9 protein-coding genes are annotated in these 14,299 nt (G+C 67.6%); 3 read left to right on the forward strand and 6 right to left on the reverse strand.

Annotated features, from left to right (window positions below; all coding sequences use genetic code 11):
- The first annotated feature begins 456 nt into the window (after positions 1–456).
- Entirely contained in the window at positions 457–1,695 is a 1,239-nt protein-coding gene (locus DPV74_RS10315; RefSeq protein WP_021162356.1) for an MFS transporter, read from the forward strand.
- A 69-nt stretch (positions 1,696–1,764) separates the two neighbouring features.
- On the opposite strand, the gene DPV74_RS10320 is transcribed toward DPV74_RS10315, so the two are convergent.
- Together DPV74_RS10320 and DPV74_RS10325 are read right to left on the reverse strand one after the other, a co-directional pair.
- The gene (locus DPV74_RS10320) at positions 1,765–2,562 is read right to left on the reverse strand and encodes a 5'-methylthioadenosine/adenosylhomocysteine nucleosidase (RefSeq protein ID WP_027787726.1); all 798 of its coding nucleotides are present in this window, start codon (positions 2,560–2,562) and stop codon (positions 1,765–1,767) included.
- A complete protein-coding gene (locus DPV74_RS10325; RefSeq protein ID WP_060082897.1) occupies positions 2,559–4,922 on the reverse strand; it encodes a UvrD-helicase domain-containing protein in 2,364 nt (787 codons plus the stop codon). The genes DPV74_RS10320 and DPV74_RS10325 overlap by 4 nt, the downstream gene beginning before the upstream one ends.
- 224 nt (positions 4,923–5,146) lie before the next feature.
- Here DPV74_RS10325 and DPV74_RS10330 point away from each other — a divergent pair, with 224 nt between their 5' ends.
- Complete coding sequence (locus DPV74_RS10330) at positions 5,147–8,014, forward strand: valine--tRNA ligase (protein WP_119337098.1); 2,868 nt, start codon at positions 5,147–5,149, stop codon at positions 8,012–8,014.
- An 87-nt stretch (positions 8,015–8,101) separates the two neighbouring features.
- Entirely contained in the window at positions 8,102–8,986 is an 885-nt protein-coding gene (gene galU / locus DPV74_RS10335; RefSeq protein WP_027787729.1) for a UTP--glucose-1-phosphate uridylyltransferase GalU, read from the forward strand.
- A 60-nt stretch (positions 8,987–9,046) separates the two neighbouring features.
- Here galU and DPV74_RS10340 read toward each other — a convergent pair whose 3' ends face one another.
- From DPV74_RS10340 to DPV74_RS10355, 4 genes are read right to left on the reverse strand one after another with little or no spacing between them, the layout of a single operon-like run.
- Complete coding sequence (locus DPV74_RS10340) at positions 9,047–9,661, reverse strand: DUF4136 domain-containing protein (protein WP_027787730.1); 615 nt, start codon at positions 9,659–9,661, stop codon at positions 9,047–9,049.
- A 37-nt stretch (positions 9,662–9,698) separates the two neighbouring features.
- Positions 9,699–12,086, reverse strand: coding sequence for a CHASE2 domain-containing protein (locus tag DPV74_RS10345; RefSeq protein ID WP_060196781.1), 2,388 nt, complete (start codon positions 12,084–12,086; stop codon positions 9,699–9,701).
- A 10-nt stretch (positions 12,087–12,096) separates the two neighbouring features.
- Positions 12,097–13,458: a FecR domain-containing protein gene (locus DPV74_RS10350; RefSeq protein WP_119337099.1), complete on the reverse strand. Its 1,362-nt coding sequence runs from the start codon at positions 13,456–13,458 to the stop codon at positions 12,097–12,099.
- Positions 13,455–14,159 (reverse strand): response regulator transcription factor, encoded by a 705-nt coding sequence (locus tag DPV74_RS10355; protein ID WP_006490421.1) that lies wholly within the window; start codon positions 14,157–14,159, stop codon positions 13,455–13,457. Before DPV74_RS10355 ends, DPV74_RS10350 begins: the two co-directional genes overlap by 4 nt.
- Positions 14,160–14,299: the final 140 nt, after the last annotated feature.

Here is a 14,299-nt window from a genome sequence, read left to right on the forward strand (position 1 = left end):
GTGCGGCGGCGGCCGCACCGGGCTGTGGACGCAAAGATGCTGCTTTCATCGATATATCCCCGTATTGATCACGCGGCCGGAAAGGTCGGTCCCGGCGTACCCGCGATGGCTGGCCATGCCGCGCGTCCTGCGCCCGCACGGCGGATAGCCGGTGCCGGGCGCGGCGCGCCTGTTGTCATTGGGTCGTTCTACGGCCGCCACCGCCGTTTCTTGAGTCCGGTAAACCACGCACCGGCCCCGGGCGCCCGCCCCGCTTGCGGGCGAGCGTGCCGCCAGCGTTATACCCGGCCAAAAAAGCGGGCATCGATCGATCCGTCGGATGAATGTCCGATTCACGATAAAACTTGTCCGGACATTCCTGATACGCCACATTACACTTCTTTGACGCAGCAACGATTCAAGACGCGCCGATCCCCAGCAGAGCGCGCCCGCCACCTCAACTCGTTCAGCTCTCACATGGAAACCAGCCTCGACACCGGCTCCGCCGGCGCAGCCGCCACCCAGCCTTCCGCGCCACCCGTCGCCCGCACCGTCTACCCGGTGCTCGGCGCGATCAGCTTCTCGCACATGCTCAACGACATGATCCAGTCGTTGATCCTCGCGATCTACCCGATGCTCAAGAGCCAGTTCGCGCTGTCGTTCGCGCAGATCGGCCTGATCACGCTCACCTACCAGATCACCGCGTCGCTGCTGCAGCCGCTCGTCGGCCTCTATACCGACAAGCGTCCGAAACCGTATTCGCTGCCGGTCGGCATGGGTTTCACGCTCGCCGGGCTGCTGCTGATGTCGGTCGCGCCGAATTTCCCGATGCTGCTGGTGGCCGCGGCGCTCGTCGGCTGCGGCTCGTCGGTGTTCCATCCCGAATCGTCGCGCGTCGCGCGGATGGCGTCGGGCGGCCAGCACGGGCTTGCGCAGTCGGTGTTCCAGGTCGGCGGCAACGCGGGCTCCGCGCTCGGGCCGCTGCTCGCCGCGCTCGTGATCATTCCGCACGGCCAGCACAGCATCGCGTGGTTCTCGGCAGCCGCGCTCGTCGCGATGATCGTGCTCACGCAGATCGGCCACTGGTACAAGAAGCATCCGTCGATGAAGAAGAAGGCCGCGGCGGCCGGCCACCCGACGCTGTCGCGCGGCCGCGTGATGGGCGCGATCGGCGTGCTGGTGCTGCTCGTGTTCTCGAAGTATTTCTACCTGGCGAGCATCAACAGCTATTTCACGTTCTACCTGATCGACAAGTTCCACCTGTCGGTGCAGGCCGCGCAGATCCACCTGTTCGTGTTCCTCGCGGCCGTGGCGGCGGGCACGCTGATCGGCGGGCCGGTGGGCGACCGGATCGGCCGCAAGTACGTGATCTGGGTATCGATCCTCGGCGTCGCGCCGTTCACGCTGCTGCTGCCGTACGCGAACCTGTTCTGGACCAGCGTGCTGACCGTGATCATCGGCATCGTGCTCGCGTCGGCGTTCGCCGCGATCCTGGTCTACGCGACGGAACTGATGCCCGGCAAGGTCGGGATGGTCGCGGGCCTGTTCTTCGGCTTCGCGTTCGGCCTCGGCGGTGTCGGCGCGGCCGTGCTCGGCCAGCTCGCCGACGCGACGAGCATCACGTTCGTCTACAAGGTGTGCTCGTTCCTGCCGCTGATCGGCGTGCTGACGGTGTTCCTGCCGAACCTCGAAAGCAGCCGGCGCAAGAAGGCGTGAAAAAACGGCCGCGGCGCGCCTGCCGGCGCCGCGGCCGTGATGCTCCGATCGACGGGATCGACGGCGGCTTCAGGCCGCCGTCGTCGCATGCAGCGTCAGGAAACGCTTGAGGATGCCGGACGAATAGCTGCTCGCGATCGCCGACAGGAAGTGCGAGAACGACTGCGTCGCGTGATCGTCGGCCGTATCGGAGATCGTGCGCACGAGCGCGAACGGCACGTCGTGCTCCGCGCACACCTGCGCGATCGCGGCCCCTTCCATTTCGACCGCGAGCGCATCCGGCAGCGCGTCGCGCAGCGCGACGACCTCGCGCTCGCTCGACACGAAGCGGTCGCCGCTGATGACGAGCCCCGCGTGCAGCGTCGCGCCGGCCAGGCTGAAGCGTGCGGCGAACTGCGCACCCTCTTCCGCGACGAATTGCGTGCACGCGGCCCGCAGGCGCGCGGTCAGTGCGGCGTCGGTCGCGAAACGCGTGATGCCGAGCAAAGGCACCTCGTAGCGCGGAAACAGCGGCGACGCGTCGAGATCGTGCTGCAGCAGCGTATCGGCCACGACGACATCGCCGACGCGCACCGTGCGCGACACACCGCCCGCGACGCCGGTGAACACGATGCCCGACACGCCGAACACGTGGATCAGCGCGCTGACCGTCGCGGCGGCCGCGACCTTGCCGACCCGCGCGAGCGTCACCACACAGGCCGCGCCGTGCACGGTACCGACGTGATAATCGCGGCGGCCGAGCGTGACCGTCTTCATCGCGCCGTCGGCGCGCATCGCGGCGATCAGGTCGCCGAGTTCCTCGGGCAGCGCGGCCAGGATGCCGAGCGGTCGAATCGAAGCCGTGCCCACCATGTCGATGCCCGTCATTCCACCGCCTGCAGTTTCGCAACCGCGAGCGCGAGCCACTTCTCGCCGTGCCGCTTGAACTTCACCTGTGCCTTCGCATCGGTGCCGTTGCCTTCGAGCGCGGTGACCGTGCCTTCTCCGAACTTGGTATGGAACACCTGCTGGCCGACGCGGAAACCGGTATCGGCGGCCCGCTGCTTGTTCGCGAACGCCGGCAGCGGCGCGGACACGGCCGCATCGACGATCTGCTCGCGACTGCCGCCGCCCGGCCGCGCGAACCAGTCGCGCCCGTACCCGGCGTTGTCCGACCGGCCACCCCAGCGCGAACCGGCCTCGACCTTCGGCGTCAGCCACTTGAGCACGTGTTCGGGCAGCTCGTCGAAGAAGCGCGAGCGCACGTTGTAACGCGTCTGGCCATGCAGCATCCGGCTCTGCGCGAACGACAGGTAGAGCCGCTCCTTCGCGCGCGTGATCGCGACGTACATCAGCCGGCGCTCTTCCTCGAGGCCGTCCGATTCGAGCACGCTGTTCTCGTGCGGGAACAGCCCTTCCTCGAGGCCCGTGATGAACACGGCCGAGAATTCGAGCCCCTTCGCCGCGTGCACCGTCATCAGCTGCACGGCGTCCTGGCCGGCCTGCGCCTGGTTGTCGCCGGCCTCCAGCGACGCATGCGACAGGAAACCGGCGAGCGGCGTCATCGTGTCGGGGTTCTGTGCCGGGTCGGCAGGCGATACCGGGTCGAGCACGTCGACCGCCTGATCGTCCGCCGCGGAGCCGAGCTCCGGGGCCGCGATCGCGCCTGCGCGCAGCGGAATCGAACGGGCCGGCGTGTCGAGCCCGTAGCCCTCCTCGGCGATGAACGCGGTGGCCGCGTTCACGAGTTCCTGCAAGTTCTCGAGACGGTCCTGGCCTTCGCGCTCGCCCTGGTAGAAATCAGCGAGACCGCTGGCGCGCACGATGTGCTCGACGGTGTCGGGCAGGTTCATCTGCTGCGTGTCGGCGCGCATCTTCGCGACCAGGTTCGCGAACCCGCCGAGGCTCGTGCCGGCCTTGCCCGTCACGTACGGAATCGCGGCGGCCATCGAGCAGCCGTACAGGCGCGCGGCGTCGGCGAGCTGCTCGATCGAGCGCGCGCCGATTCCGCGGGTCGGGAAGTTCACGACGCGCACGAACGCGGTGTCGTCGTTCGGGTTGTCGATCAGGCGCAGGTACGCGAGCGCGTGCTTCACTTCCTGGCGTTCGAAGAAGCGCAGGCCGCCGTACACGCGGTACGGGATGCCCGACGACATCAGCGTGTGCTCGATCGAGCGCGACTGCGCGTTGCTGCGATACAGGACGGCCACTTCGCTGCGCGCCATCCCGGTGTTGATCAGCGAACGGATCTCCTCGACGATCCAGCCGGCTTCCTGCGAATCGGTGCTCGCCTCGTACACGCGCACGGGTTCGCCGTGGCCCGCGTCGGTGCGCAGGTTCTTGCCGAGGCGGTGCGCGTTGTTCGAGATCAGCTGGTTCGCCGCGTCGAGGATATTGCCGTGCGACCGGTAGTTCTGCTCGAGCTTGATCAGGTTGCGCACCCGGAATTCGTCTTCGAAGTCGCGCATGTTGCCGACGTTCGCGCCGCGGAACGCGTAGATCGACTGATCGTCGTCGCCGACCGCGAAGATCGCGTTCTGGCCGCCCGCGAGCATCTTGAGCCACGCGTACTGCAGCTTGTTGGTGTCCTGGAACTCGTCGACGAGGATGTGCCGGAAGCGCGCCTGGTAGTGCGCGCGCAGCGGCGCGTTGTACGCGAGCAATTCATAGCAGCGCAGCAGCAGCTCGGGGAAATCGACGACGCCCTCGCGCTGGCACTGCTGGTCGTATGCCTGGTACAGCTCGACGAACTTGCGGTTGAAGTTGTCGGTCGCGTCGACCTTGTCGGGACGCAGCCCCTGCTCCTTCGCATTGTTGATGAAGTACTGGACGTTCTTCGGCGGGTACTTCTCGTCGTCGACGTTCGCCGCCTTCATCAGCCGCTTGATCGCGGACAGCTGGTCGGCCGTGTCGAGGATCTGGAAGGTCTGCGGCAGGCCGGCGTCGCGCCAGTGCGTGCGCAGCATCCGGTTGCACAGGCCGTGGAACGTGCCGATCCACATCCCGCGCGTGTCGATCGGCATCATCGCCGACAGGCGCGCCATCATCTCGCGCGCGGCCTTGTTCGTGAAGGTCACGGCGAGCACGGTGGGCGGCGATGCGTAGCCCTGCTGGATCAGCCACGCGATGCGCGTGATCAGCACGCGGGTCTTGCCGCTGCCCGCCCCTGCGAGGATCAGCGCCGGTTCGTTCGGCAACGTGACGGCGGCGAGTTGTTCGGGGTTCAGATTGGCGAGCAGGTCGGGCATGGAGCGGCAGCGAACGGGCGAGAAAAATGCGGACCCGACATTATAAGGCGGCCGGACGATGCCGTTCCCGATCCGTTCGACCGCCCGTCGCGCGTACGTTGCCGGCACGTGGCGGCCGCGTCGCGACGGGCTCGCGCCGGCAAGGCGATGGCTGGTCGATGTGCATCCATTTATAATTGTCGGATTCGGCATCCAATTCACGCATTTTTCGGCAGATTTCCAACATGAGCGACAACACGCTTGCGAAGAGTTTCGAGCCCCACACCATCGAGTCCCATTGGGGGCCGGAGTGGGAAAAGCGCGGTTACGCGGCCCCGGCATTCGATCCGGCCCGCCCCGATTTCTCGATCCAGTTGCCGCCGCCGAACGTGACGGGCACGCTGCACATGGGCCACGCGTTCAACCAGACGATCATGGACGGCCTCGCCCGCTACCACCGGATGCTCGGCGAGAACACGCTGTGGGTGCCCGGCACCGACCACGCGGGGATCGCGACCCAGATCGTCGTCGAGCGCCAGCTCGACGCGCAGGGCGTGTCGCGCCACGACCTCGGCCGCGAGAAGTTCGTGGAGCGCGTGTGGGAATGGAAGGAAAAATCCGGTTCGACGATCACCGGCCAGGTGCGCCGCATCGGCGCGTCCACCGACTGGTCGCGCGAATACTTCACGATGGACGACAAGATGTCGGCCGCCGTGCGCGACGTGTTCGTCACGCTTTATGAACAGGGCCTGATCTACCGCGGCAAGCGCCTCGTCAACTGGGATCCGGTGCTGTTGACCGCCGTGTCGGATCTCGAAGTCGTGAGCGAAGAGGAAAACGGCCACCTGTGGCACATCCGCTACCCGCTCGTCGACGGCTCGGGCTCGCTGACCGTTGCCACGACGCGCCCGGAAACGATGCTCGGCGACGTCGCGCTGATGGTCCATCCGGAAGACGAGCGCTACGCGCACCTGATCGGCAAGCTCGTCACGCTGCCGCTGACGGGCCGCGAGATCCCGGTGATCGCCGACGACTACGTCGACCGCGAGTTCGGCACGGGCGTCGTGAAGGTCACGCCCGCGCACGACTTCAACGACTACCAGGTCGGCCTGCGCCATAAGCTCGCGCCGATCGAGATCCTGACGCTCGACGCGAAGATCAACGACAACGGCCCCGAGCAGTATCGCGGCCTCGACCGCTTCGACGCGCGCAAGGCGATCGTCGCCGACCTCGACGCGCAGGGCTTCCTCGATTCCGTGAAGCCGCACAAGCTGATGGTGCCGCGCGGCGACCGCACGGGCGTCGTCATCGAGCCGATGCTGACCGACCAGTGGTTCGTCGCGATGACGAAGCCGGCGCCGGAAGGCACGTTCAATCCCGGCAAGTCGATCACGGAAACGTCGCTCGACGTCGTGCGCAACGGCCAGATCAAGTTCGTGCCGGAAAACTGGACGACCACCTATTACCAGTGGCTCGAGAACATCCAGGACTGGTGCATCTCGCGCCAGCTGTGGTGGGGCCACCAGATTCCCGCGTGGTACGGCGAGAACGGCGAGGTGTTCGTCGCGCGCAACGAGGAAGAAGCGCGCGCGCAGGCTGCCGCGAAGGGTTACGCGGGCGCGCTGAAGCGCGACGAGGACGTGCTCGACACGTGGTTCTCGTCGGCGCTCGTGCCGTTCTCGTCGCTCGGCTGGCCGAACGAAACGCCTGAACTGAAGCACTTCCTGCCGTCGTCGGTGCTCGTCACGGGCTTCGACATCATCTTCTTCTGGGTCGCCCGGATGGTGATGATGACCACGCACTTCACGGGCCAGGTGCCGTTCCACACCGTCTACGTGCACGGCCTCGTGCGCGACGCGGAAGGCCAGAAGATGTCGAAGAGCAAGGGCAACACGCTCGACCCGATCGACATCGTCGACGGCATCGATCTCGACACGCTGGTCGCGAAGCGCACGACGGGCCTGATGAACCCGAAACAGGCCGCGACGATCGAGAAGAAGACGCGCAAGGAATTCCCGGACGGCATCGCCGCGTTCGGCACCGATGCGCTGCGCTTCACGATGGCGTCGATGGCAACGCTCGGCCGCAACGTGAACTTCGACCTCGCGCGCTGCGAGGGCTATCGCAACTTCTGCAACAAGCTGTGGAACGCGACGCGCTTCGTGCTGATGAACTGCGAAGACCACGACTGCGGCAGCGACAAGCCGGAAGTCTGCGGCGCGGGCGATTGCGGCCCGGGCGGCTACCTCGACTTCTCGGCGGCCGACCGCTGGATCGTGTCGCTGCTGCAGCGCACCGAGGCCGACATCGCGAAGGGCTTCGCCGATTACCGCTTCGACAACATCGCAAGCAGCATCTACAAGTTCGTGTGGGACGAGTACTGCGACTGGTATCTCGAACTCGCGAAGGTGCAGATCCAGAACGGCACGCCGGAACAGCAGCGCGCAACGCGCCGCACGCTGCTGCGTGTGCTCGAAACGGTGCTGCGCCTCGCGCACCCGATCATCCCGTTCATTACCGAAGCGCTCTGGCAGAAGGTCGCGCCGCTCGCCGGCCGCTATCCGCAAGGCAAGGCCGACGGAGAAGCGTCGCTGATGGTGCAGGCGTACCCGGTCGCGAACCTGCAGAAGATCGACGAGGTGTCCGAACAGTGGGCGGCCGACCTGAAGGCGATCGTCGACGCGTGCCGCAACCTGCGCGGCGAGATGAACCTGTCGCCGGCAACCAAGGTGCCGCTGCTTGCCGCCGGCGATGCCGAGCGCCTGCGCTCGTTCGCGCCGTACGTCCAGGCCCTCGCGCGCCTGTCGGAAGTGCAGATCCTCGCGGACGAAGCGGCGCTCGACAAGGAAGCGCACGGCGCGCCGATCGCGATCGTCGGGCCGAACAAGCTGGTGCTGAAGGTGGAAATCGACGTCGCGGCCGAACGCGAGCGCCTGTCGAAGGAAATCGCGCGCCTGACGGGCGAAATCGCGAAATGCAATGCGAAGCTCGGCAACGAGGCTTTCGTCGCGAAAGCGCCGCCGGCGGTGGTCGAACAGGAGCAGAAGCGCGTCGCGGAATTCCAGAGCACGCTCGAAAAACTGCGCGCGCAGCTCGATCGGTTGCCTGCGTAACAAAGGGTAAGGTTGTTTGCGTTCACTATAATGCGGACGTGAACATAAACCGTCTGACAAGTCGATTACAGAAATAAAGGTTCGATCATGTTGAAAGTCACCAAGGCGGTATTCCCTGTTGCCGGCCTCGGCACGCGCTTCCTCCCGGCAACGAAGGCAAGCCCGAAGGAAATGCTGCCGGTCGTCGACAAGCCGCTGATCCAGTACGCGGTCGAGGAAGCGATCGCCGCCGGCATTACCGAGATGATCTTCGTCACCGGGCGCAGCAAGCGCGCGATCGAGGACCACTTCGACAAGTCGTACGAAATCGAGGCCGAACTCGAGGCGCGCGGCAAGGAGAAGCTGCTCGAACTCGTGCGCAGCATCAAGCCGAGCCATGTCGACTGCTTCTACGTGCGCCAGCCGGAAGCGCTCGGCCTCGGCCATGCGGTGCTGTGCGCGGAAAAGCTCGTGGCCGACAACCCGTTCGCGGTGATCCTCGCCGACGACCTGCTCGACGGCAACCCGCCCGTGATGAAGCAGATGGTCGACGTGTTCGACCACTATCACAGCTCGGTGATCGGCGTCGAAGAGATCCCGCCGTCGGAGACGAAGTCGTACGGGATCGTCGACGGCAAGGAGTGGGAGGAGTCGATCGTCAAGATGTCGGCGATCATCGAAAAGCCGGCGCCGGAAGTCGCGCCGTCGAACCTCGGTGTGGTCGGCCGCTACATCCTGAAGCCGAGGATCTTCGAGCACCTGCGCGCGCTGAAGCCCGGCGCGGGCGGCGAACTGCAGCTCACCGACGCGATCCAGGCGCTGCTCGCCGATGAACAGGTGCTGGCCTACAAGTACCAGGGCACGCGCTACGACTGCGGCAGCAAGCTCGGCTACCTGAAGGCAACGGTCGAATTCGCGCTGCGCCACGCGGAAGTCGGCGCGGAATTCGACGCGTACCTGCGCGCGCGCGCCAGCGCACACCCGGCCGACTGAACGCGGCAAGGGCACGAGGGCTCACTCCGGCGAGCCCGCCCTCACCTCACCGGCCGGCGCTCAGCGCGCTTCGGCCGGCTTCACCGAGACGACGCCCGGCATCCCGCCCGCGTCGTCTTTTTTCGTCTTGACGAGCCAGCCGTTGCCCGCGTCGAACGGCATCTTCGCGAGCGCGCTCTTCACGAGCGCCGGCGCGGCCTGCTGCGTGCCCGGCTCGCGATCGCGCAGCGACGCCGTCACGCGATAGACGTCGGCCCCCGACTTCGCGTCGACGAACCGCAGCGTCAGCACGTGGCGGTATACCTTCCCGGCGAACGGCAGCGCGAGCGGCGACGGCCCGTCGACGGTCACGCACGCGCTGCTCGCCGCACCGCACTGGTCGGCGACGGCCGCGACCGCCGTCGGCTGCGTCGCGTAGGCGACCGACAGCCGGTAGCGCGCGTCCTTGAGCGGTTTCGCATCGAAGCCGCGGTGCGCGAGTTCGTCGCGCACGAGCGTCTCGATCTGCCGGTATTCGGCATCGTTGGCCTGCGCGGCCGTCCGCACGAAATCGTAGCCGTGTGCATCGGATGCGAACGCGTTCGGCTGCCCGACCGCACTCACGCCGCTCGTCACGCCGGCGCAACCCGTCAACAGCGACGCCGCCAGCGCGGCCGCTGCCCATTCCTTTCTCATGGCTTTCCCCAAATACCTGCCGTCGTGCCCGGCCCTATCAGGCGGACGGCTCGTCGATCGCGGGCAGCGACACCGTCACCGCGGTGCCGACACCCACCTCGCTGTCGACCGACACGCTGCCCCCATGGCGCGTGACGACCGTCTTCACGAATGCCATGCCGAGCCCGGAACCCGAGATTTCGGGCCGCTCGCCGGCATGGAATCGCTTGAAACGCTCGAACAGATGCCGCTGATCTTCCGGCGCAATGCCGTACCCCTGATCGCGAATCGTACAGAACATCCGTCTCGACGCATGCTCGACCGCCAGCGTACACGTGATCACGGTGTCGGACGGACTGTATTTGACTGCGTTGTTCAGCAGGTTCACGAACGCGCGCGTGATCAGCGAGCGGTCCGCGCGCACCCAGCACATGTCGGTGCCGACGTCGGTGTCGATGCGGATGTGCTTCGCCTGCGCCTGCGGCCATACCTCGTCGCTCGCGTCGATCAGCACGTCGACGAGGCTCGTCGCCTCGAGCTGGTACGCCTGCGACTCCGCGCGCGCCAACTGCACGAACTCGTCGGCGAGCGACAGCGCGCGGTGCGCATAGCGCTCGATCCGCGCGAGCAGCCCGCGCATCGCGTCGGTCTCGACGCGGTCGCGCTCGATCTCGACGAGCGCGAGGATCGACGACTGCGGCGAGCGCATGTCGTGCGACAGCAGGTGCAGCGCTTCCTCGCGATGCCGCTCGGCCGCATGCAGTTCGGTCACGTCGACGAGGCCGGCGATCCAGCCCGTCACGCGGCCCTGCGCGTTCGTGCAAGCGGCGTAGCGTAACAGATGGTCGAGCCCGTCGCGATCGCGCACCTCGATGCCGCGTGCCATCGCGTCATGCTCGTCCTCGAGCGTCGGGTCGAGCACGGCCGGCCAGCGCTCGCGAATCGCCGCGTCGTGTTCCGCGTTGCCGTCGACGGTCTTCATGAACGTCAGCTCGCCGAGCGCGGTGCGCAGCGGCCGCCCTTCCGGCAGCGGCAGCGCGAGCCGCGACCCGTAGCGCTTGGCCGCATGGTTCGCAATCAGCACGGTGCCGGCCAGGTCGGTCACGAAGATCGGCTCGGGCATGCTGTCGAGGCTGTCCCACACGAAGCGCTTCATGTCCTGCACGCGCTGCGCGGCTTGCGCCATCAGCGCCATCTGCCGCTCGAGCACGTCGCCGCCGACGCTGCGCGTGCGCGGCGCCTCGGGCAACAGATGCGGCTCGTCGGCGAGCCGCTGCAGCTCGCGGCGCAGGTACGACATCGTCATTTCCAGGCGCCGCCAGTTCCAGATCGGGTAGACGGCGACCAGCCCGAAGATCGCGGGCGCCGGCGACAGCCAGATGCGCGCCTCGAATAGCAGCGCCATGCTCGCGACGACGGCGAGCCCGGCAAGGCTCAGCGTGAGCAGCAGCGCGCGCCACGGCGACAGCATCAGGAAGCCGCCCAGCAGCACGGCGAGCGGCAGCAGCGACGCGGCGAACAGCCCGGCGCGCGACGCGGGCGAGATCGCGCTGCCGGTCGCCAGCATATCGAGCACGTTGGCATGGATGTACACACCGGCGAGCGGCCCGAACTCGCCGGACACGGGCGTCGCGAAGCGGTCGTACAGCCCCGACGCCGTCACGCCGACGACGACGATCTTGCCGCGCAGCGCGTCGGGCTTCACGCGCCCTTCGAGCACGTCGTCGAACGACAGCGTCGGATACGCGGGCGTGTTGCGGCTGAACGGGATCAGGTAGCGGCCCTCGCCCGCCGCGTCGCGCGACAGGTCGTGCGCATGCGCACCGGGCACGCCGCCGACCGGATGCAGCCGGCCGCCCTGGATCGCGCGATACACGGGCACCATCAGTTGCGGCCAGCGCACGCGGCCGTCGCTTTCGAACAGCGCGACGCTGCGTACGATACCGTCGCGGTCGACTTCGAGGTTGATGTGGCCGAGGCCGACCGCGCGCGCCGCGAGTGCGGCCACCGGCGGATCGACCGCGCGCGTGCCGTCCGCCTGTTCGGGGCTCAGCAGCACGGGCAGGAAGGTCGGCACGTGGCTCATCGCGTCCGCGAACGCGCGATCCTCCGCGGACGGTTCGGTAAACAGCACGTCGTAGACGACGGCAGCCGGCTGCGCGCGCGCGAGCGTATCGAGCAGCCGCGCATGCACGTTGCGCGACCACGGCCAGCGGCCGAGCGCGGACACGCTCTGGTTGTCGATGTCGACGACCACCACGTCGGGCGACAGCGGCAGGCTGCGCAGCATCAGCAGCCGGTCGTAGATCAGGCCGTCGACGCTCGTCGACAGGCGGCCGAGCGCGCACGCGAGGATCACCGCGATCCCGAGGCAGCCGATCGCGATCCATTCGATCAGGAAGCGGCGGCCGAGGCGCCGCCGCGGGGAAACGGAGTCGGGTTTCATGCGCCGCGGATCAGCGCGACAGCGTGAACGCGCTGACCGGACTGGTCTTCTCGTAGAACTTGCCGCCTTCGAATTCCTCGACGGTCACCGCCCAGAAATAGTCGCCCGGCGGCAGGTGCGCAACGGTGATCTGGCGCGCATGCAGGCCGACCTGGTCGACGACCGGTGCGCTCAGGTCCTTCGAGCGCGACAGCACGAACCGGTAGCGCGCATCCTTGCCCGAACCGTTCGGCGACCAGCGGAACTCGTAGCCGTCGGCGCCGGGCGACGCGCTCGCGTCGAGCCCCATCACGCGGCGCTCGAACGCATACGTGCGCGGCCGGCCCTCGAGGCCGTTCGCGTCGATCGCGGCGACCCGCACGAAGTAGTTCCCGTTCGGCACGTCGTGAAAGACCGCCCGCGGAGAATCGGTGCGCGTTTCGCGGAACAGGTCGAGCAGCCCGGCGTCGTGCGCGAGCTGCAAGCGGTAGCCACGCGCGTCGGCGAGCGGCGCGACGTCGAATGTGACGTCGGGCTCGTCCTGCACCTTGTCGGGATGCGCGAGCGCCGGCGCGGGCAGCAGCTCGACGGGCGCGCCGACCGCGCCGGACGACGTCGCGACGCTGCCGAAATTCGCATGCACGAGCGTCGGGCCGGCCGGCTGCCGATCGCCCGCGACGCCGACGGTGCCGTCGAGCACTTCGACGCGCGTCGACGCGCTACCGGCTGCGTCGTAATTCACGCGAAAGTGCGTACCGCGCACGCCGGCCACGACCGACGGCGAACGGATCTGGAAGCGGTCGTCGCGTTTCTTCAGATGGGTGACCTCGCTGTCGACCGAGCCGCGCGTGAGTTCGAACTCGCGATCGAGCGTGCCGGTCAGCACCGTGCGGCGCAGCGCCTTCAGGTCGAGCTGGCTGTCGGGCGGCAGGCTCATGTGCGTGCCGTCGGCGAGCTCGAGCGTCACGAAGCCGTTCGGGCCCGTGCGCACGCGATCGCCCTCGGCAAGCGTCGCATCGTTCGCGAGCGGCGCGTAAGCGTCGCCGGACGCGCGTTCGGCCGCCCCCTGTACCGCAACGACGCGCGCGGTCAGTTTTTCCTTGCGCAGACGCGCCACCGGCAGCTTCAGCGCGATGCCGGGCTGCAGGTGCTTCGGCGCGGGTACGCCGTTGATCTGCTGAAGCAGCTGCCAGTCGTCCGCGCCCTGCAGGTAGCGCGCGGCGACGTCGTACAGCGTGTCGCCCGCCTGCGTGCGGTAGACGACCATCTTGCCCGCCGCGGCAGGCGGCTGCGCGGCCGCATGCTGCGCAGCGAACGCAAACGCGACCGCGCAGGACACACGCAGCGCCGCCGTCCGCAGGTTCGCCGTGTGCTGCGTGATTCCCGTGGTCACTCCGGTTCTCCCTGGCCGACCCGCTCGAGCCGGTAGCCGTAGCCGTAGATCGGCGCGAGGCGATAGCCGTTTTCGGGCCGCAGGCCGAGCTTGGTGCGCAGCATCGAGATGTGCGTATCCATCGTGCGCGACGGGATGTCGGTCGCCTGCTTCCACACGAGATCGAGAATGTGCGCGCGCGACAGCGGCCGGTCGAGGTGCTGGAACAGCAGCAGCGCGAGCTCGAATTCCTTCTGCGTGAGGCTCACGGCCTTGTCCCCGACGTAGGCCTGCTTCAGGTTCACGTCGAAGCGGAATTGATCGAACTCGCGAACGGTTGCCTCGGCGTTGACCGGATACGCGCGGCGCAGCAACGAGCCGATGCGCGCACGCAGGATCGGGCCCGACACGGGCTTGACCACGTAATCGTCGGCGCCGGCGTTGAGGATCTGCGTGATCCCCGCCTCGTCGTCACGGCTCGTCATGAAGATGATCGGCAGGCTGTGCTCGGTCTGATTCGCACGCACCCACTTCAGCACTTCCTCGCCGGACATGTCGGGCACGTTCCAGTCGAGCACCAGCAGATCGAACGTCTCGCGCTGCAGGCGCTTCTTCAGGGCCTTGCCTTCCTTGAACGCATAGCACGTATGGCCGACGGCCGTCAGCGTTTGACTGACGAAATCCGTCTGGGCCGGATCGTCATCCAGTACAGCAATTCTCATAGCACCCCGCAAATCGAAATCGATTCGTCCAGTTCAGCTCCCCGCCCCCACCCCGGCCGCGCAGCACATGCGCGGCTTCCGGATACCGGCCGGCGAGCCGTCGTTCGCCGCTCGCGCCACCTGCGCAAACCGGCGACCCC

Origin of the sequence: Burkholderia sp. HAN2018 (assembly GCF_024704855.1) — a bacterium.
GTDB lineage: Bacteria > Pseudomonadota > Gammaproteobacteria > Burkholderiales > Burkholderiaceae > Burkholderia > Burkholderia cepacia.

Bases quoted from the DNA above. Each gene is read 5' to 3' on its own strand.
- DPV74_RS10315 (WP_021162356.1), top strand. From the start codon at position 457: ATGGAAACCAGCCTCGACACCGGCTCCGCCGGCGCAGCCGCCACCCAG.
- DPV74_RS10320 (WP_027787726.1), bottom strand. From the start codon at position 2,562: ATGACGGGCATCGACATGGTGGGCACGGCTTCGATTCGACCGCTCGGC.
- DPV74_RS10325 (WP_060082897.1), bottom strand. From the start codon at position 4,922: ATGCCCGACCTGCTCGCCAATCTGAACCCCGAACAACTCGCCGCCGTC.
- DPV74_RS10330 (WP_119337098.1), top strand. From the start codon at position 5,147: ATGAGCGACAACACGCTTGCGAAGAGTTTCGAGCCCCACACCATCGAG.
- galU (WP_027787729.1), top strand. From the start codon at position 8,102: ATGTTGAAAGTCACCAAGGCGGTATTCCCTGTTGCCGGCCTCGGCACG.
- DPV74_RS10340 (WP_027787730.1), bottom strand. From the start codon at position 9,661: ATGAGAAAGGAATGGGCAGCGGCCGCGCTGGCGGCGTCGCTGTTGACG.
- DPV74_RS10345 (WP_060196781.1), bottom strand. From the start codon at position 12,086: ATGAAACCCGACTCCGTTTCCCCGCGGCGGCGCCTCGGCCGCCGCTTC.
- DPV74_RS10355 (WP_006490421.1), bottom strand. From the start codon at position 14,159: ATGAGAATTGCTGTACTGGATGACGATCCGGCCCAGACGGATTTCGTC.